General features: G+C 73.7%; 17 protein-coding genes. 15 read left to right on the top strand and 2 right to left on the bottom strand.

The annotated features are described in order from the left end of the window. Window positions 1-8: 8 nt before the first annotated feature. Window positions 9-1,007 (top strand): ABC transporter substrate-binding protein, encoded by a 999-nt coding sequence (locus tag AQJ11_RS07755; protein ID WP_058083398.1) that lies wholly within the window; start codon window positions 9-11, stop codon window positions 1,005-1,007. Window positions 1,008-1,104: 97 nt separating this feature from the next. Here the strand turns inward: AQJ11_RS07755 and snpA are convergent, their stop codons facing one another. Beyond that, entirely contained in the window at window positions 1,105-1,794 is a 690-nt protein-coding gene (gene snpA / locus AQJ11_RS07750; protein ID WP_059262364.1) for a snapalysin, read from the bottom strand. 181 nt (window positions 1,795-1,975) lie between these two features. On the opposite strand from snpA, the gene AQJ11_RS07745 reads away from it, so the two are divergent. Beyond that, window positions 1,976-2,977 (top strand): LysR family transcriptional regulator, encoded by a 1,002-nt coding sequence (locus AQJ11_RS07745; RefSeq protein ID WP_059262363.1) that lies wholly within the window; start codon window positions 1,976-1,978, stop codon window positions 2,975-2,977. Between the two features lie 177 nt (window positions 2,978-3,154). Here AQJ11_RS07745 and AQJ11_RS07740 read toward each other — a convergent pair whose 3' ends face one another. Next, window positions 3,155-3,850 (bottom strand): hypothetical protein, encoded by a 696-nt coding sequence (locus AQJ11_RS07740; RefSeq protein ID WP_208616460.1) that lies wholly within the window; start codon window positions 3,848-3,850, stop codon window positions 3,155-3,157. A gap of 158 nt (window positions 3,851-4,008) precedes the next feature. On the opposite strand from AQJ11_RS07740, the gene AQJ11_RS07735 reads away from it, so the two are divergent. From AQJ11_RS07735 to AQJ11_RS07675, 13 genes are all read left to right on the top strand, one after another. Beyond that, window positions 4,009-4,935 carry a GNAT family N-acetyltransferase gene (locus tag AQJ11_RS07735; RefSeq protein WP_059262361.1) on the top strand — a complete coding sequence of 309 codons (927 nt, stop codon included), beginning with the start codon at window positions 4,009-4,011 and terminating at the stop codon, window positions 4,933-4,935. Between the two features lie 215 nt (window positions 4,936-5,150). Then, complete coding sequence (locus AQJ11_RS07730; protein WP_059262360.1) at window positions 5,151-7,295, top strand: DUF8189 domain-containing protein; 2,145 nt, start codon at window positions 5,151-5,153, stop codon at window positions 7,293-7,295. Between the two features lie 114 nt (window positions 7,296-7,409). Then, on the top strand, window positions 7,410-8,699 hold the full coding sequence (locus AQJ11_RS07725) for an ABC transporter substrate-binding protein (RefSeq protein WP_014676970.1): 1,290 nt from the start codon (window positions 7,410-7,412) through the stop codon (window positions 8,697-8,699). Between the two features lies 1 nt (window position 8,700). After that, entirely contained in the window at window positions 8,701-9,636 is a 936-nt protein-coding gene (locus AQJ11_RS07720) for a carbohydrate ABC transporter permease (protein WP_059262359.1), read from the top strand. Then, window positions 9,636-10,499: a carbohydrate ABC transporter permease gene (locus AQJ11_RS07715; RefSeq protein ID WP_059262358.1), complete on the top strand. Its 864-nt coding sequence runs from the start codon at window positions 9,636-9,638 to the stop codon at window positions 10,497-10,499. Before AQJ11_RS07720 ends, AQJ11_RS07715 begins: the two co-directional genes overlap by 1 nt. Further along, window positions 10,496-12,595 carry an alpha-galactosidase gene (locus AQJ11_RS07710; protein ID WP_059262357.1) on the top strand — a complete coding sequence of 700 codons (2,100 nt, stop codon included), beginning with the start codon at window positions 10,496-10,498 and terminating at the stop codon, window positions 12,593-12,595. Before AQJ11_RS07715 ends, AQJ11_RS07710 begins: the two co-directional genes overlap by 4 nt. Before the next feature lie 48 nt (window positions 12,596-12,643). Further along, window positions 12,644-13,414, top strand: a complete 771-nt coding sequence (locus tag AQJ11_RS07705; protein WP_059262356.1) for an SDR family NAD(P)-dependent oxidoreductase — start codon at window positions 12,644-12,646, stop codon at window positions 13,412-13,414. 109 nt (window positions 13,415-13,523) lie between these two features. Then, window positions 13,524-14,261, top strand: a complete 738-nt coding sequence (locus tag AQJ11_RS07700; protein WP_014676975.1) for a FadR/GntR family transcriptional regulator — start codon at window positions 13,524-13,526, stop codon at window positions 14,259-14,261. After that, window positions 14,258-15,403, top strand: coding sequence for a galactonate dehydratase (gene dgoD, locus AQJ11_RS07695; protein WP_059262355.1), 1,146 nt, complete (start codon window positions 14,258-14,260; stop codon window positions 15,401-15,403). The genes AQJ11_RS07700 and dgoD overlap by 4 nt, the downstream gene beginning before the upstream one ends. Next, window positions 15,397-16,263, top strand: coding sequence for a hypothetical protein (locus tag AQJ11_RS07690; protein WP_244218151.1), 867 nt, complete (start codon window positions 15,397-15,399; stop codon window positions 16,261-16,263). The genes dgoD and AQJ11_RS07690 overlap by 7 nt, the downstream gene beginning before the upstream one ends. 22 nt (window positions 16,264-16,285) lie before the next feature. Further along, the gene (locus AQJ11_RS07685) at window positions 16,286-16,918 is read left to right on the top strand and encodes a bifunctional 4-hydroxy-2-oxoglutarate aldolase/2-dehydro-3-deoxy-phosphogluconate aldolase (RefSeq protein ID WP_014676978.1); all 633 of its coding nucleotides are present in this window, start codon (window positions 16,286-16,288) and stop codon (window positions 16,916-16,918) included. Further along, window positions 16,915-17,832: an SMP-30/gluconolactonase/LRE family protein gene (locus AQJ11_RS07680; protein ID WP_059262354.1), complete on the top strand. Its 918-nt coding sequence runs from the start codon at window positions 16,915-16,917 to the stop codon at window positions 17,830-17,832. Before AQJ11_RS07685 ends, AQJ11_RS07680 begins: the two co-directional genes overlap by 4 nt. Continuing rightward, complete coding sequence (locus tag AQJ11_RS07675) at window positions 17,829-18,893, top strand: sugar kinase (RefSeq protein WP_059262353.1); 1,065 nt, start codon at window positions 17,829-17,831, stop codon at window positions 18,891-18,893. The genes AQJ11_RS07680 and AQJ11_RS07675 overlap by 4 nt, the downstream gene beginning before the upstream one ends. Window positions 18,894-18,986: the final 93 nt, after the last annotated feature.

Raw genomic sequence — 18,986 nt, 5'->3', positions numbered from 1 at the left:
GGATCACCATGCGCACGCTGCTCGCCGCCGCCCTCTGTCTCGCCGCGACCGCCACCGGCTGCGGTGCCACGGTCGAGTCCGCCGAGGACGCGCGATCCCCCGGCGTCACGCTCACCAACTGCGGCCGTGAGGTGACCTACGACAAGGTTCCCGAGCGCGTCGTCACCAACGACGTCGGCATCACCGAGCTGATGTTCGCGCTCGGCCTGGAGGACCGCATGGCCGGCTTCGCCATGCCCGACGACAAGGGCGACCTGGGCCGCGTGCCGTGGAAGGACGGTTACGACAAGGTCCCCTGGCTGTCCAAGGACCAGCTCACCAAGGAGATCGTCCTCGACGCCCGCGCCGACCTCGTCGTCGCCGGCTGGAACTACGGCTTCCGCGAGGACGGCGGCTTCACCCCCGGCGCCCTGGAGAAGCTCGGCATCCCCTCGTACGTGCTCACCGAGTCCTGCCGCAACGGGCGTACGAAGACCTCGCGGGGCATCATGCCGCCCCTGGACGCCCTGTACACCGACCTCACCAACCTCGGCAGGCTGTTCGGCGTCGAGAAGCGGGCCGAAGCACTGGTCGACGGCTTCGAGAAGCAGATCGCCGACGTGCGGGCGAAGGCTCCCAAGGGCGCCGACCGCCCCTCGGTCTTCCTCTACGACAGCGGCCAGGACACACCCTTCACCTCCGGCCGCTACGCCGCCCCGGAGCAGATCATCACCGAGGCCGGCGGCGTCAACGTCATGCACGACGTGGCGGACTCCTGGACCACGGCCGGCTGGGAGAGCGTCGTCGAGCGCGACCCGGACGTCATCGTGATCTGCGACTACGGCGATGTGAGCGCCGAGCGGAAGAAGAAGTTCCTGCTCTCCTACGCCCCCCTGCGCGACGTCTCCGCCATCAGGCACCGGCGGATCGTCGCCCTCGACTACGCGGACCTGGTGGAGAGCCCCCGCAACCCGTCGGCGATCGCCCGGCTCGGCGCCTACCTGCGGACGGTGGCGGGGCAGGGGTGACCCGCCGGAACGGTGTACCGACCGTACGACGGCGGTACGGACCGCGGCCTCACCGAGCCGCGGTCCGTACCGGGTGCGTCGGCCGGGCTGTGCGGGGTCAGTCGGCCCGGTTCACCTTCGCCAGGGCCTTGGCCAGGCCGTTGGCCCACAGCTGGTTGACCCGGGAGCGCTCGGTGGCGTTCGGGTACCGGTTGGTGCAGGACGGGCCGGGGCCGCCGCCCGACATCAGTTCGCTGCACGGACCGCTGTAGTGGTCCGGCAGGCCCAGCACGTGGCCGGTCTCGTGGGCGGTGACGCGGATGGAGTCGTACTGCTGGTTCTGCGCGTAGTCCAGGAAGATGTAGCCGCTGCCGTGGCCGTTGGTGGAAGCGTAGGACCCGCGCGGGTCGTTGCCCTCGTAGTAGGTGAAGTCGCCGGCGCCCGAGGTCGCCTGGAGCTTGACGTTCGACACGGAGCTGTTCCAGATGGAGGCGGCGCTCGATATCTGGGAGCGGAAGCTCGGGGCCTGGGAGGCGTTGTAGTAGACGGTCACCACCTTCAGCGAGGGCTGGTCGGCCTGCCGCTCGGCGACCGACTTGAGCACCGCGTCGAAGAACGCCTTGCTGCCGGCGCTGTCGGCTGTGCCCACGTAGCCGGCGGTGGCGGTGCGGGCCGGTGCCTCGGCGGTGTTCTGGGCGCTCGCCGGGCTCGCGGTACCCAGTGCGGCCGAGGCCAGACCGAGACCGAGGGCCAGGGTCAGGAGTCTTCTGGTCTGCTTCGACCCGGTGCTGCTGCGGAACGACGCCATGGGGGGCTCCTTCTCGTCCTGTGGGGTGGAACGATCGGTTGCCTGTGAGTCTCGGGCAGGCCAACGGGGCGGGGGATGATGGCAATCGGGGATAGCCCGGGGCTATCGCGGGCCGACTCGTCCCTGTTCGTTGGCACTTGAACGTCTGGTGCGGTGCCGTGCGCCGTCCTACGCTCCCCCCATGGAGCTGGAGGTGAGGCACCTGCGCGTCCTGTGCGCCATCGCCGACACCGGCAGTCTGCACAAAGCCGCGCGGCAACTCGGCCTGGCACAGCCCTCGTTGAGCACTCAGCTACGGCGCATCGAGCGCGCCCTCGGTGCTCAGCTCTTCGTACGCACCCAGGCCGGCTGCCGCCCCACCCCGCTGGGGCTCGCCGTGCTGAGCCGGGCCAGGCCCCTGGTCGCGGAGTTCGCGGCGATCGTCACCGAGACCAGGGCGGCGGCCGCCCGCGCCGCCGGCGGGTTCCAGCTGCGCATCGGCGCCACCGCGAGCCGGGCGATCCCGGGCTGGTTGCGCCTGCTGAGGGCACGCCCCGGCCCCGGACCGACACTCCAGATGAACGTCTCCGGCAACGCCCTGCTGGCCATGGTCGCCGCCGGCCGGCTCGACATGGCGTTCGTGCACGAGGTCGAGGGCAGCCCGCTGCGCATCCCGCCCGGCGTGTGCCTGCGGGTGCTCGTCGAGCGCGAACCGCAGTTCGTCACCCTCGCCGCGGACCATCCGGCCGCCGCGCAGCCGGAGCTGAGCCTCGCCGACCTGGCCGGTGACCGCTGGATGGTCGACTCCACGGTCGACGGCGAGTGGGACGGCCTGAGCCGGGTCCTGCGGGCCGCGGGCCTGAACCCCGAGATGCTGCACGGCGACTACCTCACCGCGTACTCACTGGCCGCCACCGGCGAGGTCGTCACGGTCAGCCAGCCGACCGCCCACCCCCGTCCCGACCTCGCGATCCGCCCGCTGAAGGGCGACCCGATAGGGGTGCGCCTGCTGCTGGCGGCCCGCACCGAGGCCGAACTGGACGAGGCCTACCCGGAGTTGGAGGAGGCCTACTGGGCCGTGGCCCGGGAGGCGCCGGCCTACCGGGAGTGGCTGAAGCGTGCGGACCCGCGCGGCGCCCGGGACGGCCGTGCCCTGCCCGCCCGGTGGGCCACCGCCGCGGGACCCGCCGACGCGCTGACGTGAACCGCCTCCCTCAGCCACCGCCGGCTCCGCCCGGCCGGCGAGCGCGGTTCCACCGCGGTGCGCCGCCACCACCCGCTCACGGGTTGCCCCACCTTCCCGGACCCAGGCGGCGGCGCGGACCGGTCGTGTGCCGACCGGGACCGGCGGTCGTCGATCCCACGCCGTGGACGACGCCGGTCACACCTCCGGCAGCACCAGCCGGACCTCCGAGAAGGCCAGGCCGTGGGCACGGGTCACGCTCCCGCACGGGCAGCCCAGCGCGATCCGGGACCAGTCGCAGGTCACCGTCCACGGCCCGGTCGTACCCCCGCACCCCGGGCAGTGGACTGTCCGCGCCGTCCACACGCCGGGCGCCGGGTGGCCGTGGCGCCGGAACCGTCCCTCGTACCGGACCTGCCAGGGCTCGGCCGGCGGCGTGAGCGGACCGGCCCCCGGCGGGCTCGGCGCGGCCAGGGCGCTGAACACCGCGATCAGACCGGGGAGCAGGGCCTCACCCGCCACGGTCGGCGTGCGCGCCACGCCGTCCGACGCCCCCGGCCGGGCCCCGTACGCCGGGGCCGCCGCCGCGGCCTGCGGGTTGGGGACGCCGTGCCAGGGCAGCAGCGCCCGCGCGACGGCCGCCAGCAGAGCCGCTGCCGACGGGCTGACGGCGCCCGCGTCGAGGTGGTGCAGGACGGTGCGCAGGACGCGCTGGAGCCGACGGCCTTGGTCCGTGGCCCGTGTCCGCGCCGCCGCGCCCCGCCGGACCGGCAGCGCAGCGGTGAGACGGCCCAGGACGGCCACCGCCGCCTCGGCGTCCGCGGGGGCGGGTCGCCACTGTCCGGCGGCCACGAGCCGCAACGCACGCGCGGACTCCCGCCCCAGGACACCCACCGGCAACGCCTCGCCGGAGCCGCCCACATGCCTGTCCGCTGCCGCCGTCCCCGCGCTTGCGCGACGTGAGCGGTCGATGCGGGCTGGACCGATGCCGCCCGCCGCGTGTGCGGCTTCTGCCGTCCCGTGCGGTTGACGGACAACTCTAAGGTGATCAAGTGACAGCATTCAGCATCCTTGAAGACCGCAGCGCATGGCAGAAGGACTTCGAGCGGCGGCTCCACGCTCCCTACACGGCGGCCGGGTTCAGCGTGGCCGCGGCCGAGCGCCTGGCGGAGGACCTCCGCGCCCGCATCGGTGACTGGACCGTCGCCGAGATCACGGACGCCGGGACCCGGGTGGGACACGTCGCCGTGGAGGTGGCCGACGACAACGGCGTCCTCGCGGGCAGTATCCACGACCTCCGTGTCGACACCCCCCACACCGGCCGGGGGTACGAACAGGCCGCCCGGGACTGGGCAGAGGCGTGGTGCGCGGAGCGCGGCGCGCGCCGGCTGGGCATACGGCTCACCGAGCCCGCCGGTGACCTGTTCGACGGTTACGGTGTCCGGGGCCAGCTCAGGGCGCGGACCATCGGCTCACCGTCCGAGCCGCTCGGCGGCGTCACCGCGCGGCCGATGACCCCGGCCGAGTACCCGGCCTGGCGTGCTTCCGAGACGGCCGGCTACGTCGCCGGCATCGTCCGGTCGGGGGCCTTGACCCCGGAAGAGGCCGCGCGCAAGGCCGACCGGGACTTCGAGAAGCTGCTGCCCCAGGGTCTGGAGACGCCTGACAACACCGTCCTGGTGCTCGAAGCGGCCGGCGAGCCGATCGGCACCGGCTGGTTGCGGCACGGGCATCTGCCGGGGGTGACGTACGGCTACTCGCTGTACGTACAGGAGCGGCACCGTGGCAAGGGGTACGGGCGCGCCGCGATGGCGGCCGGCGAACAGGTCGCGCTCGCGGCCGGTGACTCGATGCTGATGTTCACCGTGTGGGGCGGCAACGAGGTGGCCATGAACCTGTACACGAGCGCCGGGTACCGCGTCGTGGAGGAATGGCGCTCCCTCGACCTTCCCCACGGCTCTTCCCGCGGCGCGGCCTGACCCGCTTCAGCACGGCCCGACCCTCGGTCCCGTCCGCGTGGCTTCGAGGGTCAGGGCCTGTATCCGTCCGGGTCCTCCCGGCGCCCTGCTACTAAATTAGTAATTAATATTGACACGGTTTCGGCCACGGGCCACAGTCTTCGCCGTGACGTCGGTCTCCCGCAGGGACGCGCCCGGCTCACACCTTCCCGCTTCCCAACCCCCGGGAGAGGCACGTGACTTCCCAGTCGCCCACGCACAGCCCCCCGCGCCGCCGGTCCGCCGAGCTGGTCCTCGCCGCCGCGATCACGGTCGTCCTCACCGCGTCCGCCGTCCCCCCGGCCACGGCGGACCCCGCGGTGGACCAGGGGGCACCCGCCGCCTACGACAGCGGACTCGCCCCGACGCCCTACATGGGCTGGAACACGTACTACGGACTCGGCGCCCCCACCGAGAAGGAGGTGCGCGCGGTCGCCGACACGCTGGTCAGCAGCGGTCTGCGCGACAGCGGCTACGACATCGTCTGGCTCGACGGAGGCTGGCAGGCCGACAACCCCCGGGACGCGCAGGGCCGGTTGGTGGCCCACCCGGACCGCTTCCCGTCCGGCATCCCGGCCCTCGTCTCCTACCTCCACCAGCGTGGCCTGCGTGCCGGCATCTACACCGACGCCGGCACCTACGACGGCGGCAAGAGCTGCGGGCTCGGCAGCCGGGGCCACTACGCCGAGGACGCGCGGCAGTTCGCCGACTGGAAGATCGACGCGATCAAGGTCGACTTCCTGTGCGGCATCGGTGAGAAGCTCGATCCGGGGCCCGCGTTCAAGGAGTTCAGCGACGCCGTCGCCAAGTCGGGCCGGAAGATGCTGCTGAACCTGTGCAATCCGCTCACCGACGACTGGGGCCTGCCGCACACGCCCGAGCAGGACGCGCACAACGCCTACGCCTACGCCCCGGCGATCGCGGACTCCTGGCGCACCGGCACCGACATCGCCTGGGGCACCCCGAGTCCGGGGGAGTGGCCCGACATCCTGCGCAACATGGACGCCAACGCCTGGCACCCGGAGGCCCAGGGACCCGGCCACTACAACGACCCGGACTACCTGATCCCCATGCGCCGCATGGCCGACGGCTCCCTGGAGCTGACGCAGGAGGAGTCCACCACCCAGTTCGTGATGTGGGCCGAGATGGCCTCCCCGCTCGTCCTCGGTTCCGATCCGCGCACCCTGACGCCGTCGATGATCGACACGCTCCGCAACCCGGAGATCGTCGCCGTCGACCAGGACCCGCTCGGCATCCAGGGGGTCCGGGTCGCCACCGACTCCGTCGGCGACGTCTACAGCAAGGTCCTGTCCGGACGCGGTGAGCGCGCGGTCGTCCTGCTCAACCGCTCCGACCAGCCGGCCGAGCGCACCGTGCGCTTCACCGACGCGGCCCTCGGCGGGTCCGTCAAGGTACGCGACCTGCGGGCACGCGCCGACCGCGGCACGCACACGGGGTCGTACACCGTCGAGGTCCCCGCCCACGGCACCGCCTTCCTCAGGCTCACCGGGCAGGACGCGCCGCCCGGCACGAACCTCGGACGGAAGGCCTCGGCGAGCCCGGCGGTGGTGCGCGACGGCGACACGCTGACCACCTTCTTCCGCGGACCGGGCGGAACGCTCGTCGAGCACACCGCGGACGGCACGCGTCCGGCCCGGACCAGGGACCTCGCGGGCCCGGCCGGCGGACGGATCCTCGGCCAGCCCGCCGCCTACGCCTCCGCCGGCGGCCGTATCGACGTCTTCGTCCGCGGAACCGACGACCGCGCCTACCGCAGGGTCTTCTCCGACGGGCGCTGGGGCGCCTGGCAGGACCTCGGCGGGAGCCTCACCGACGCGCCGACCGTGGCCTTCACCGATCCCGCCCACTGGACCCTCGTCGCGCGCGGTGCCGACGGGAGCGTCGTACAGCGCGGCCCCTCCTCCGGCTGGTCGTCGCTCGGCGCGCCCGGTGACCGGCCGGTGTACGGCAGGCCGTCCGCCGTCGTCGACGAAGGCGGGCGCGTCCACGTCGCCGTGCGCACCGCCGCGGACGACGTCTGGACCCGTTCGCGGGACGGGTCGGGGCAGTGGTCGGCGTGGAGTTCGCTCGGCGGCACGGTGAGCGGCAGCCCCACGCTCGTCGCCGTGGGGAACGCCGTGGTGCTGTACGCGCGGGCGGGTGACTACACCCTGTGGCAGCAGCGGTACGACGGCGGCGCGTGGCGGGGCTGGACGAAGCGGCAGGAGTTCCCCAGCGCGGCCTTCGAGGGTTCGCTCGGTGCGGTCGCCGGCCCGGACGGCTCGGTCGACGCGGTGTTCCGCGGTGTCGACGGCTACGTGCACAGAACCCAGTTCAAATAAATTAGTAATTAATATTGACGTGGCGGGATCGCCACGCGACTCTGGATCCGCCGCGAACGGGGCCCGGCCGTCCACAGAGGCCGGCCCCGCCGCGCGGACCCACAGGGAGCCCCCATGACGAACCACCTGCCCGGCCGCCGGCGCTTCCTCGCCGGACTCGGCGCCGCCGGAGCGACCGCGCTGCTCAGCGGCTGCGTCACCTCCGCCTCCTCCGCCAAGTCCTCCTCCAAGGGCCCGGTGACCCTCCAGTCCAACCTGTCCGCACCGCAGGCCAAGGCCGCGATGGAGGACCTAGTCGCCGCCTACGCCAAGAAGGGCGAGGGCCGCGCCAGCCTGAACACCGTGGCCGCGGAGACCTTCCGCACCCAGCTGCCCACCTACCTGACCTCGGCCAACCCGCCGGACGTCTACACCTGGTACCCCGGCTCGGTGGCGGACACCTACGCCAGGAAGAACCTGCTCCTCGACCTCGACGACGTCTGGAACGCCTCGCCCGACCTCAAGCGGTACTCGAAGGCGCTGCACAGCCTGTGCACCGCGAGCTCCGGCAAGAAGGTCTTCGTCCCCACCACCTACTACTGGTGGGGCATGTTCTACCGGAAGTCGAACTTCGCCAAGTGGGGCGTGAGCGCGCCCTCCTCCTGGGACGAGTTCCTCGACCTGTGCGACAAGCTCAAGTCCAAGGGCGTGGCGCCGATCGGGCTCGGCGCCGGCGGCAACACCCCCTGGGTCGCCTCGGCCTGGTTCGACTACCTCGACATCCGCATCAACGGCGCCGCCTACCACCGCCGGCTCCTCGCGGGCAAGCACCGCTTCGACGACCCCGAGGTGCGCAAGGTCTTCGACCGCTGGCGGGAGGTGCTGCCGTACTTCGACCCCGACGGCACCGCCCTGGCCTTCCAGGACGCCAGTACCGCCCTGCTCAACGGCCGCACCGGCATGATGCTCATCGGCACCTTCTTCGCCGACGCCACCCCCAAGAGCGCCCTCGACGACATCGACTTCTTCCGCTTCCCCGTCATCGACCCCAAGGTCCCCCTCGCCGAAGAGGCCCCGACCGACGGCTACTTCGCCAGCGCCCGCACCGGACACCGCGACCAGGTCGCCGACCTGATGAGGTACCTCGCCACCGCGGAGGCGCAGGAGATCTACATCAAGGGCTCGTCCGGCACCGTCCTGCCCTGCAACCCCGACGCCGAGGACGCGGGCACGGCGCTGGTGAAGAAGGGCCGCGAGCACATCGAGCAGGCGGCCGAACTGACCCAGTTCTTCAACCGCGACTCCAGCGACGCCCTCCAGCCCACCGCCGACACCGCCCTCACCAAGTTCATCGCCCGGCCGAAGGACGTCGGCGGCATCCTCCGGGACTGGCAGCGCGACGCCGAGAAGATCTGGAACGCCTGACATGGCCGTCCTGACCGCCCCGCACCGCAAGCCCCCGGCCCCGGCGCCGCCCCGAGGGCGCCGGGCCCGCGGCCCCCGCCGCACACCCCCGCTGGTCCTCGCCTTCGTCCTCGTCCCCCTGCTCGCCGAGGCCGTCTGGGTCTTCTGGCCCGCGCTGCAAGGCTTCTACCTCGCCCTGACCAGCTGGGACGGCGTCTCCCCGCCGACGTTCGTCGGCCTCGGCAACTTCCGTGAGATGGCGGGCGACGACGTCTTCCGCAGCGCCGCCGGCCACACCGTCCTGTGGCTGCTCCTCTTCGGCGGCCTGTCCGCCGTACTGGGCCTGGCCGCCGCCCTGCTGCTCCAGCAGGAGCGCCGGGGCATCGGCTTCTACCGCGCGGCCCTGTTCCTGCCCGTCGTGTTCTCCCTGGTGGCCACCGCCCTGGTCTGGCAGGCCGTCTACCAGCCCGACGGCGTCCTCAACCGCCTCCTGGAGTCCGTCGGCCTGGACAGCCTGCGGCACGCCTGGCTGGCCGACCAGGACACCGCCCTGTACGCGGTGATCGTGCCCGCCCTGTGGCGGCAGATCGGCTACGTGATGGTCCTCTACCTCGCCGGTCTGAAGGGCATCGACCCGGCCCTGTACGAGGCGGCCAAGATGGACGGCGCCGGCCGCTGGCAGCGCTTCCGCCATGTGACGCTGCCCCAGCTGCGGGGCGTCAACGCCGTCGTGCTGTCCGTCATCGTCATCGACTCGCTGCGCTCGTTCGACGTGGTCTGGTCACTGACCCGCGGCGGCCCCTACCACTCCTCCGAACTGCTGAGCACCTACATGTACTCCACCGCGTTCCAGTCCCTGCGCCTCGGATACGGCTCCGCCCTGGCCGTCGTCATCTTCCTGCTGGCCTTCGGAGTCATCGCCTCCTACCTGGTCCGGGCCTTCCGGGAGGCCGACTGATGTCCGCCGCGGACACCCGCACGCCCGCCCGTGCGCTGCGCCGCCGACGGGCCGCCACCGCCGGCTTCCACCTCGGCGCCGGAACCCTGGCCGCCCTGTGGCTGCTGCCCATCCTCCTGGTCGTGGTCACCAGCCTGCGGTCCTTCAACGACATCGCCGCGCACGGCCTGGGCAGTTGGCCCCGCTCCTTCACCCTGGACAACTTCCGGCAGGCCTGGGTCGACGGCGGCCAGCAACGCGCCCTGATCAACAGCCTGATCGTCACCGTCCCCTGCGTCCTGGCGACCCTCGCCCTGGCCGCCATGGCGGCGTTCGCCCTCAGCCGCTACGAGATGCCCTTCCGGCGCTCCCTGCTGCTGCTCATGCTCGGCGGCAACCTGCTGCCCCCGCAGATCCTGCTCATCCCGGTCTCCAAACTCAGCGAGATGATGGGCGTCTACGACACCCTGCCCGCCCTGATCGGCGTACAGATCGGCTTCGGCGTCGGCTTCTACGTGTTCGTCCTGCACGGCTTCATGCGCGCGATCCCCGTCGAGATCCAGCAGGCCGCCGTCGTCGACGGCGCCGGGCCCTGGCAGATCTTCTGGCGCGTCATCCTCCCGCTCGCCCGGCCCGCGCTCGCCGCGCTCAGCGCGCTGTCCTTCACCTGGATCTTCAACGACCTGCTGTGGGCGATCACCGTCCTGCGCAGCGACAGCAGGATGCCGATCACCGCCGCGCTCATCGGCCTCCAGGGCCAGTACGTGTCCATGTGGAACGTGATCGCCGCCGGATCCGTCATCGCCGCCGCACCCACCGTGGCCGTCTTCCTCCGCTTCCAGCGCCACTTCGTGGCCGGCCTCAACCTCGGAGCGGTCAAGTGACCCCGCGCCAGCGCTGGACGCTGCGCACCGAGCACACCGGCTACACCGTCCGGCTCTCCCCGGACGGCCCCTGGGCGGAACTCCACGCGTGGGGACCGCACGGCGTGGAGGACGGGCCGTCGGCACTGGACTGGTCCCACCGCACCCACTTCATCACCCCGGCGGACGCCGCCCCCGCGGAATACGTGCCGCACGGACTGCGCCCGTTCACCGGCGCCGACCTCATCGCCGCCCGGCCCGGCTCCGACCGCGGGGTGTGGTGGAGCTTCCAGGACGCCCGCGAGGAGCCCGGCGCCCTCCGGCTCACCTTCACCGACGACGTCCTCGGCCTGCGCACCACCCTGTGCTACGCCACCGTGCCCGGCACCGACGTCCTGCACCGCTGGACCGAACTGACCTGCACCGGCGAGGAGGAACTGCGACTGGAGCGGCTGGACTCCGCCGCCGTGAACATCCCGGTCACCGCAGCCGCCCGGCTGACGTACCTGACCGGCCAGTGGTCCCAGGAGTTCCAGCACACGCAACTCGACCTGACCCGGGGGACGTTCACCATGGGCAGCACCCAGGGCGTGCCCGGTCACGCGTACGCCCCCTGGCTCGCCGTCCAGGACGCCACGGCACCCCACGACGCCCCCGCCCCCGCCTACGGCATCGCCCTGGAGTGGCCCGGCAACTGGCACATCACCGCACAGGCCGAGCCCGGCGGCGCCGTACGCGTCCGCGCCGGACGCGTACCGCACGAGGGCGCGGTGCGCCTGGCCCCCGGCGACACCCTGACCACCCCCCGCCTCGCCTGCGCGTTCAGCCCGGACGGACTCGACGGACTCTCCCGCGTGTGGCACCGCTACGAGCGCCGGCTCGCCGGCGAACGCCTGCACCGCCCGCGCAAGGTCCTGTACAACTCCTGGGAGGCCACCGGCTTCGACGTCGACGCCGGCAGCCAGCTGGAGCTGGCCGAAGCGGCGGCGGACCTCGGCGCCGAGCTGTTCGTGGTGGACGACGGCTGGTTCACCGGCCGGGCCGACGACACCGGGGGACTGGGCGACTGGCACCCCGACCCGGCGGCCTTCCCGCACGGCTTCGACCGGTTCGTCGACGACGTCCGCGCCCTCGGGCTGGACTTCGGCCTGTGGATCGAACCCGAGGCCGTCAGCCCCGGCAGCCGCCTGCACGTCGAACACCCGGAGTGGGTCTACCGGATCGACGGCCGCCCGGCCCGCCGCGTCCGCAACCAGCTCCTGCTCGACCTCGGCCGCGCCGACGTGCAGGACTTCGTCCTCGCCACCCTGGACCGGCTGCTCACCGGCCACGCCATCGACTACCTGAAGTGGGACATGAACCGCCCGCCGACCGAGCGCGGCCGGCCGGGCGCCGGTCCCGCGGACCGGCTGGACCTCGACGCCGAGCACGTCCACGGCTACCTCCGCGTCCTGGACCACCTGCGCACCGCGCACCCCCACGTCACCGTCGAGGGCTGCGCGGGCGGCGGCGGACGCGTCGACCACGCCACCCTCGCGCGCACCGACGTCGTCTGGCCCAGCGACAACACCGCGCCCCTGGACCGGCTCCGCATCCAGTACGGCTTCCTGCACGCCCACGCCCCGCACGTGATGAGCTCCTGGGTCACCGACGCCCCCGGCGTCTTCGACCCCCGCCCGCGCAGCCTCGCCTTCCGGTTCGTCACCGCCATGTGCGGCGTCCTCGGCATCGGCGCCGACCTGCGGACCTGGACGCCCGGACAGCGCGCCGAGGCAGCCGGGTGGATCGCCCGGTACAAGCAGGTGCGGGACGTCATCCACCACGGCGAGGCCCGCCTGCTGGGCTCTCCCGGAGACGCCACCTGCGCGGTGCAGTACGACGCCCCCGACGGGCGCCGTACCGTCGTCGCCGCCTTCAGCACCGGCCCGCTCGACGGCGCCCCGCTCGTGCCGGGCCGCCCCGCCCGGCTGCGGCTGCGCGGCCTGGACCCCACGGCGGCCTACCGGGACGCCGCCACCGCGACCACGTACAGCGGCGCCCATCTGCTGCACTACGGGCTGCCCTGCGCGTGGACCGCCGACCATGACGCCGACCTGGTGGTACTGACACGGCAGTAGCCGCACCAGCACGCCGAGAGCCACCCAGACGAGAAGGAGCCCCGCCCCATGGATCCCGCACGACGGCACGGCGCCCGCTTCACCGGCCGCACGGCCGTGATCACCGGAGCCGCCTCCGGCATCGGGGCCGCCACCGCCGAACGCCTCGCCCGGGAGGGCGCCGCCGTGGTCCTCGCCGACATCGCCGAGGAGCCCGGCCGGGCCGTGGCCGCACGCATCACCGAGGACGGCGGCCGGGCCCGCTTCGTGCCCGCCGACGTCGCGGCGGAGGGGGACTGGCAGCGGATCGTCTCCGCCGCCCACGCCTACGGGCCCGTCGACGTGCTGGTCGGCAACGCCTACACCGTCGACGTCACCCCCGCCCACGAGATGACCCTCGCCTCCTGGCAGCGGCAGCTGTCCGTCAACCTCACCGCCGCCTTCCTCGGCTTTCGGGCGGTCCTGCCCGACCTGCGCTCCCGCCGGGGAGCGGTCGTGCTCACGTCCTCCGTCCACGCCCATGCCGGCATCCCCGGCCATCCCGCCTACGCCGCCTCCAAGGGCGCGCTGCTCTCCCTGTGCGGCCAACTCGCCGTCGAGTACGGGCCCGAGGTGCGCGTCAACGCCGTCCTGCCGGGACCGGTGCTGACCGCGGCCTGGGACCGGGTGCCGGCCGAGGAACGCGAGCTGAGCGTCGCCGCGACCGCCGCCCGCCGCTTCGGCACCCCCGAGGAGGTCGCCGCGGCCATCGCCTTCCTCGGCGCCGACGAGGCCTCCTTCATCACCGGCGCGCACCTCGTCGTCGACGGGGGCTGGAGCGTCACCAAGGCGTCCGCATGACCACCGCCGCCCGTACCCGCGACCCGTGCGCACCCGGCCATACTCGTCCGACACGCGCGCATCCGAACCCGCCCGACCCGTGCGCATCCCGAGAGAAAGGCTGTACGACATGACGCCCTACGCCCGCCGCGGCGTGCACGGCCAGACGGTGGAGGCGCTGGCCCGCCGCATCCTGGGCGGCGAGATCCCCGAGGGTGCCACGCTCGACCTGGTGGCGTTGCAGAGCGAACTGGACGTCAGCCTCACCGCCCTGCGCGAGTCCCTGAAGGTCCTGGCCGCCAAGGGCATGGTCGACGCCCGCCAGAAACGGGGCACCTTCGTCCGCGCCCGCGCGGACTGGAACCTCCTCGACGCCGACGTCCTGCGCTGGCAGTTCGAGGGCGGCGGCGCCCACGAGACCGACCGGGCGCTGCTGCGCAACCTCGCCGAGGTGCGGGCCATCATCGAGCCGGCCGCCGTCCGCCTCGCCGCCGAGCGCCGCACCGACGACGACCTCGCGGCCCTGGACGCCGCCCTCGCGGCGATGGGGCAGCACGACACCGACCCCGCCCACGCCGTCGAGGCCGACCTCGCCTTCCACCGCGCCCTGCTCGCCGCCACCCACAACGAGCTGCTGGAACGCATGGAGATGGTGATCGAGTCCGGCCTCGCCCACCGCGACCGCCTGGTCCACAGCTCCCCGCACAGCGAGGACCCGGTCCCCGCCCACCGCGCCGTCCTGGACGCCGTACGCGACCAGGACCCGCGGGCCGCCGAGGCCGCCATGCACGCCCTGCTCGAACAGGCCGGGCGCGACCTGGACCGGATCGACGGCCCCGACGACACGAAAGGCAGCGGCGGCAAGTGAAGATCGCCCGCATTGAGACGTTCCTGGTACCGCCGCGCTGGCTGTTCTGCCGGATCGAGACCGACGACGGCGTGGTCGGCTGGGGCGAACCCGTCGTGGAGGGACGCGCCGAAGTGGTCCGCGCCGCCGTCGACGTCCTCGCCGAACAGCTCCTCGGGAAGGACCCGCTGCGCATCCAGGACCACTGGCAGGTGCTCACCAAGGGCGGCTTCTACCGCGGCGGCCCCGTGCTCTCCAGCGCGGTCGCCGGCCTCGACCAGGCCCTGTGGGACATCGCCGGCAAGACCTACGGCGCCCCCGTGCACGCCCTCCTCGGCGGCCCCGTGCGCGAACGCGTCCGGGTCTACGCCTGGGTCGGCGGCGATGAGCCGGCCGAGCTGACCGACCAGATAGCGGCCCAGGTGGAGGCGGGCTTCACGGCGGTGAAGATGAACGCCGCCGGGGCCACCTCGCCGATCACCACCCCGGCCGAGACGGCGGCCGTCGTCGCCCGGGTGGCGGCGGCCCGCGAGGTGCTCGGCCCCGACCGGGACGTCGCCGTCGACTTCCACGGCCGCTTCACCGCCGCCAGCGCCCGCCGCGCCCTCGCCGAACTGGCCCCGCTGCACCCGCTGTTCGTGGAGGAGCCGGTCCTCCCCGAACACAACCACCTGTTGCCCGGCCTGGTCACGGCCGGCCCGGTGCCGCTGGCCACCGGCGAACGCCTGTACTCCCGCGGCGAGTTCCTGCCCGTGCTCACCGCCGGGATCGCCGTCGCCCAGCCCGACCTGTCCCACGCGGGCGGCATCTCCGAGGTGCACCGGATCGCCGCGCTCGCCGACACCTTCGGCGCCCAGCTCGCCCCGCACTGCCCCCTCGGCCCCATCGCCCTCGCGGCCAGCCTCCAGATCGCCTTCGCCACCCCCAACTTCCTGATCCAGGAGCAGAGCCGCGGCATCCACTACAACAAGGACGCCGACCTGCTGTCCTACCTCGCCGACCCCGAACCGTTCCGGTTCGTCGACGGCCACGCCCGCCGCAACGACGCCCCCGGCCTCGGCATCACCCTGGACGAAGCGGCCGTACGCGCGGCCGCCCGCGGCGGGCACGCCTGGCGCAACCCCGTGTGGCGCCACCCCGACGGCTCGTTCACGGAATGGTGACCCGCGTGCTCGGCGTCGTCACCGACCCGGCGCACGGCGGCCGTTGGACCTCGCTGCGCGCGGACGGCCGCGAATGGCTCTGGCGCCGCCCCGCACCGGAGCGGGACACGGCCGTCCCCGGTGCGGCGTTCGTCGACGCCGGGGGACTGGAGGAGTGCGTGCCCACCGTCCGTGGCCGCCCCGACCACGGCGACGCCTGGTCCCGCCCGTGGACCCGGGACGGCGACACCGAGCGCGTCCACTGCGACGCCTTCACCCTGACCCGCACCCTGCGCGTCACGCCCGACGGCGTGGCGGCCGACTACACGCTGGCCGCCGAGCCGGGCTTCCGCTTCCTGTGGGCGGCCCACGCCCTGCTCGACCTCTCGGAGCACGCCACCCTCCACATGACCGGCGGCGCGACCACCCGCCTGTTCCCCGAAGCCGCCGCCCTGCTGACGGAGCCGTGGCCCGACGGCGCCCCCTGGCTCGCGGGTTCCTGGCCCGCCCCGCGCGGACTGGCCCTCGACCGGCTCGGCCCCGACGACGGCACGGCGGTGGGAGCCGTCGTGGACACACACCTGTGCTGTGTGCACGACGGCCGCGACCGGCTGTCCTTCAGCGTGCGGGTGACCGGAGACACCGTGGCCGCCCGAACGGCGGGCGGGCGGTACGGCATCGAGCAACCCGTGTCGATCGCCCTGTGGCGCAACCTCGGCGGCTTCCCCGAGGCGGACCCCTACCGCAGCACGGGCGTCGAACCGATGCTCGGCCGTGTCTTCGACCTCGCCGACGCCGGCCCCGGGGACGCCGCCGAGGTGCCCGCCACCGGAGAGGCGCACTGGCGACTGACGCTCACCACCGCCTGCCGCTGCCCCTGAACCCCAGCAAGGAGACCGGTTCGTGGATCTGCCCGCTGCCCTCGCGGCCCACCGTCTGCTGGCCATCGTCCGTGGACGCGACGCCGACGCCGCGCTGCGCACCGTACTGACCCTGGCCGAGGAGGACATCGACCTCATCGAGGTGTCGCTCACCGGCACGGACGCCCTCACCGTCATCGCGCGGGCCCGGGAACTCCTCGGTCCCGACCGCCCGTTGGGCGCCGGCACCGTCCTGACCGCCGACGACGCGCGTGCCGTCCACCGCGCGGGGGCGGCCTTCGTGGTCACACCCGGCCTGGGCGAAGCCATACCCGCGGCACACGACCTGGGCCTGCCGGTGCTCGCCGGTGTGTACACCCCGACCGACGTGATCGCCGCCCGGAGCACGGGCGCGGCGGCGCTGAAGATCTTCCCGGTCGCCCAGGCCGGGGGAGCGGCGTACCTGAAGGCCCTGCGCGGCCCGTTCCCCGACGCCGCGTTCGTCCCCGTGGGCGGGGTCGACGAGGCCGTCGCCCGTGCCTGCCTCGCCGCGGGCGCGGCGGCCGTCGGCGTCGGTTCCCCGCTCGTCGGCGACGCCGCCGACGGCGGCAGCCTCGACGCGCTCAGGACCCGCGCCCGCGCCTTCCGCACCGTCGTACGGGAGGCGGCGTCGTGACCGGGCAGCCCCGCCCCACCCGCCCCGACCGCCTCGAACTCGGTGAGGGCATTCGCTGGACCGGCACCGGGATCGTCCTCGTGGACCTCCTCGCCGGTCGCCTCCTCGCGGCCCCCGACGATCCCACGGCCCCGCTGCGGACCGTCGCGCACCTCCCGGTTCCGCTGGGGGCGGTCGCCCCGGTGGCCGGTCACCCGGGCACCTGGATCGCCGCCGCGGGAACCGGCATCTGCCTCCTGCACCCCGACGGCGCCACCGACTGGCTGGCCCGCCCGGAGGACGGCTCCGCGCCGCGCACGCGCATGAACGACGCCGTGGCCGACCCCTCGGGCCGGTTCTGGGCGGGCAGCATGGGCTACGACGCCGACGAGGACGCCGGTGCCCTGTACCGCGTCGATCACGACGGCACGGTCGAACGCGTCCTGGACGGCATCACCGTGCCCAACGGCCCGGTGTTCACCCCGGACGGGCGCTCGATGTACCTGGCCGACAGCGCCCGGGGCGTCGTCCGCCGCTACCCGGTCGACCCCGCGACCGCCCGGCTCGGCACACCCGAGGTCTTCGTCACCGTGGACGACGGCAGCCCCGACGGGATGGCGGTCGACGCGGAAGGCGCCGTGTGGATCGCCGTCTGGGGCAGCGGAACGGTACGCCGTCACCTTCCCGACGGCACGCTGGAGGGCACCCTGCGGCTGCCCGCGAGCCGGCCGGCCGGCGTGTGCCTCGAAGGAGACGTCCTGCACATCACCACCGCCCGGCTGGGCCTGAACCCGCCCGGGCCGTACGACGGCGCCGTGTTCAGCGTCCGGGTCGAGGTGCCGGGCAGCCCGGCCGCGCCCTACCGGCCGACTGCCTCCGTCCCGACGACACCGGCGAAGGCCCGGAGCGAAGCCTCCGGGAGGGGACCGGCATGACCGGGGCCGCGACGAAAACCCTGACGGGACAGCCGTGGCGCCCCGCCGCCGGGCGCGTGGTGTGCGTCGGCGAGACGATGGCGGCCCTGGTGCCCGATCCGCCGGAACCGCTGGAGCGGGCCGGGCGGTTGAGCCTGTCGGTGGCGGGCGCGGAGTCGAACGTGGCCATGTACCTGGCCGGCCACGGCGTCCCGGTCGCCTGGCTCTCGGCGCTGGGGGACGACCCGTTGGGCAGGCGCGTGCGCGCCACGGTGTCCGCCGCGGGAGTCGACGTCTCGCACGTCCGCACCGACACCCGCCATCCCACGGGACTCCTGGTGAAGAGCCCGGACCCCTCCACCGGCACACGCGTGCACTACTACAGAACCGGTTCGGCGGCTTCCGTACTCGGCCCGGAACTGCTGGACGAAGAGCCCGTGCGCTCCGCGGCCCTGCTGCACTTCACCGGCATCACCCCGGCCCTGTCGCCCTCCTGCCGGGAACTGGTCACGAAGGCCCTGACCGGTTCCGTGGACGCGCGCCCCCACACGGTCAGCTTCGACGTCAACCACCGCCCCGCCCTGTGGCCCGACGGCACCGCGGCCACCGTGCTGCGCCGGCTGGCCGACCGGGCCGACATCGTCTTCGTCGGCCTCGACGAGGCCCAGGGCCTGTGGGGCGAGGACCTGACGGTGACCGACGTACGGCACCTGCTGCCGCACCCCCGCATCCTCGTGGTCAAGGACGGCGCCCGCGCCGCCACCGCCGTCACCGAGCACGGCGTGCACACCGTGCCGGCGCTGCGGACGGGGGTGGTCGAACCCGTGGGCGCGGGAGACGCCTTCGCCGCGGGCTTCCTCGCGGGCCTGCTGCGGAGCCTCACGACGGCGCAGGCGCTCCGGCTGGGACACATCACGGCGGTGTCGGCGCTGCGGGTGACAGGAGACCACGGCCCCCTGCCCGCCGCGGGCCGCATCGAACGGCTCCTCGCCTTGCCGGACCCGGAGTGGGAGGCACTCGGCCGGGCGCCGGGGCGAACTCCTCCGAGCACGGGGCACGCCCCGGACGGAGCCGCCCCCTGACCACTGCGGCGCCGCCGCCCCCATGGAAGACGGACGCGCCGACCAGCAGGGTGAGCCCGATCGCGGTGGCAACGGTGATCCGGGTGGCGCCCT

The organism is Streptomyces corchorusii (assembly GCF_001514055.1).
In the GTDB taxonomy this organism is placed as follows: Bacteria; Actinomycetota; Actinomycetes; order Streptomycetales; family Streptomycetaceae; genus Streptomyces; species Streptomyces olivaceoviridis.
Note: the sequence above shows the minus strand (reverse complement) of the source record. Positions and strands in the feature narration are given on the sequence as shown.

Coding starts and splice junctions, on each gene's coding strand:
- snpA (WP_059262364.1), bottom strand. CDS start 1,794: ATGGCGTCGTTCCGCAGCAGCACCGGGTCGAAGCAGACCAGAAGACTC.
- AQJ11_RS07690 (WP_244218151.1), top strand. CDS start 15,397: ATGGTGACCCGCGTGCTCGGCGTCGTCACCGACCCGGCGCACGGCGGC.
- AQJ11_RS07705 (WP_059262356.1), top strand. CDS start 12,644: ATGGATCCCGCACGACGGCACGGCGCCCGCTTCACCGGCCGCACGGCC.
- AQJ11_RS07715 (WP_059262358.1), top strand. CDS start 9,636: ATGTCCGCCGCGGACACCCGCACGCCCGCCCGTGCGCTGCGCCGCCGA.
- AQJ11_RS07745 (WP_059262363.1), top strand. CDS start 1,976: ATGGAGCTGGAGGTGAGGCACCTGCGCGTCCTGTGCGCCATCGCCGAC.
- AQJ11_RS07700 (WP_014676975.1), top strand. CDS start 13,524: ATGACGCCCTACGCCCGCCGCGGCGTGCACGGCCAGACGGTGGAGGCG.
- AQJ11_RS07725 (WP_014676970.1), top strand. CDS start 7,410: ATGACGAACCACCTGCCCGGCCGCCGGCGCTTCCTCGCCGGACTCGGC.
- AQJ11_RS07755 (WP_058083398.1), top strand. CDS start 9: ATGCGCACGCTGCTCGCCGCCGCCCTCTGTCTCGCCGCGACCGCCACC.
- AQJ11_RS07720 (WP_059262359.1), top strand. CDS start 8,701: ATGGCCGTCCTGACCGCCCCGCACCGCAAGCCCCCGGCCCCGGCGCCG.
- AQJ11_RS07675 (WP_059262353.1), top strand. CDS start 17,829: ATGACCGGGGCCGCGACGAAAACCCTGACGGGACAGCCGTGGCGCCCC.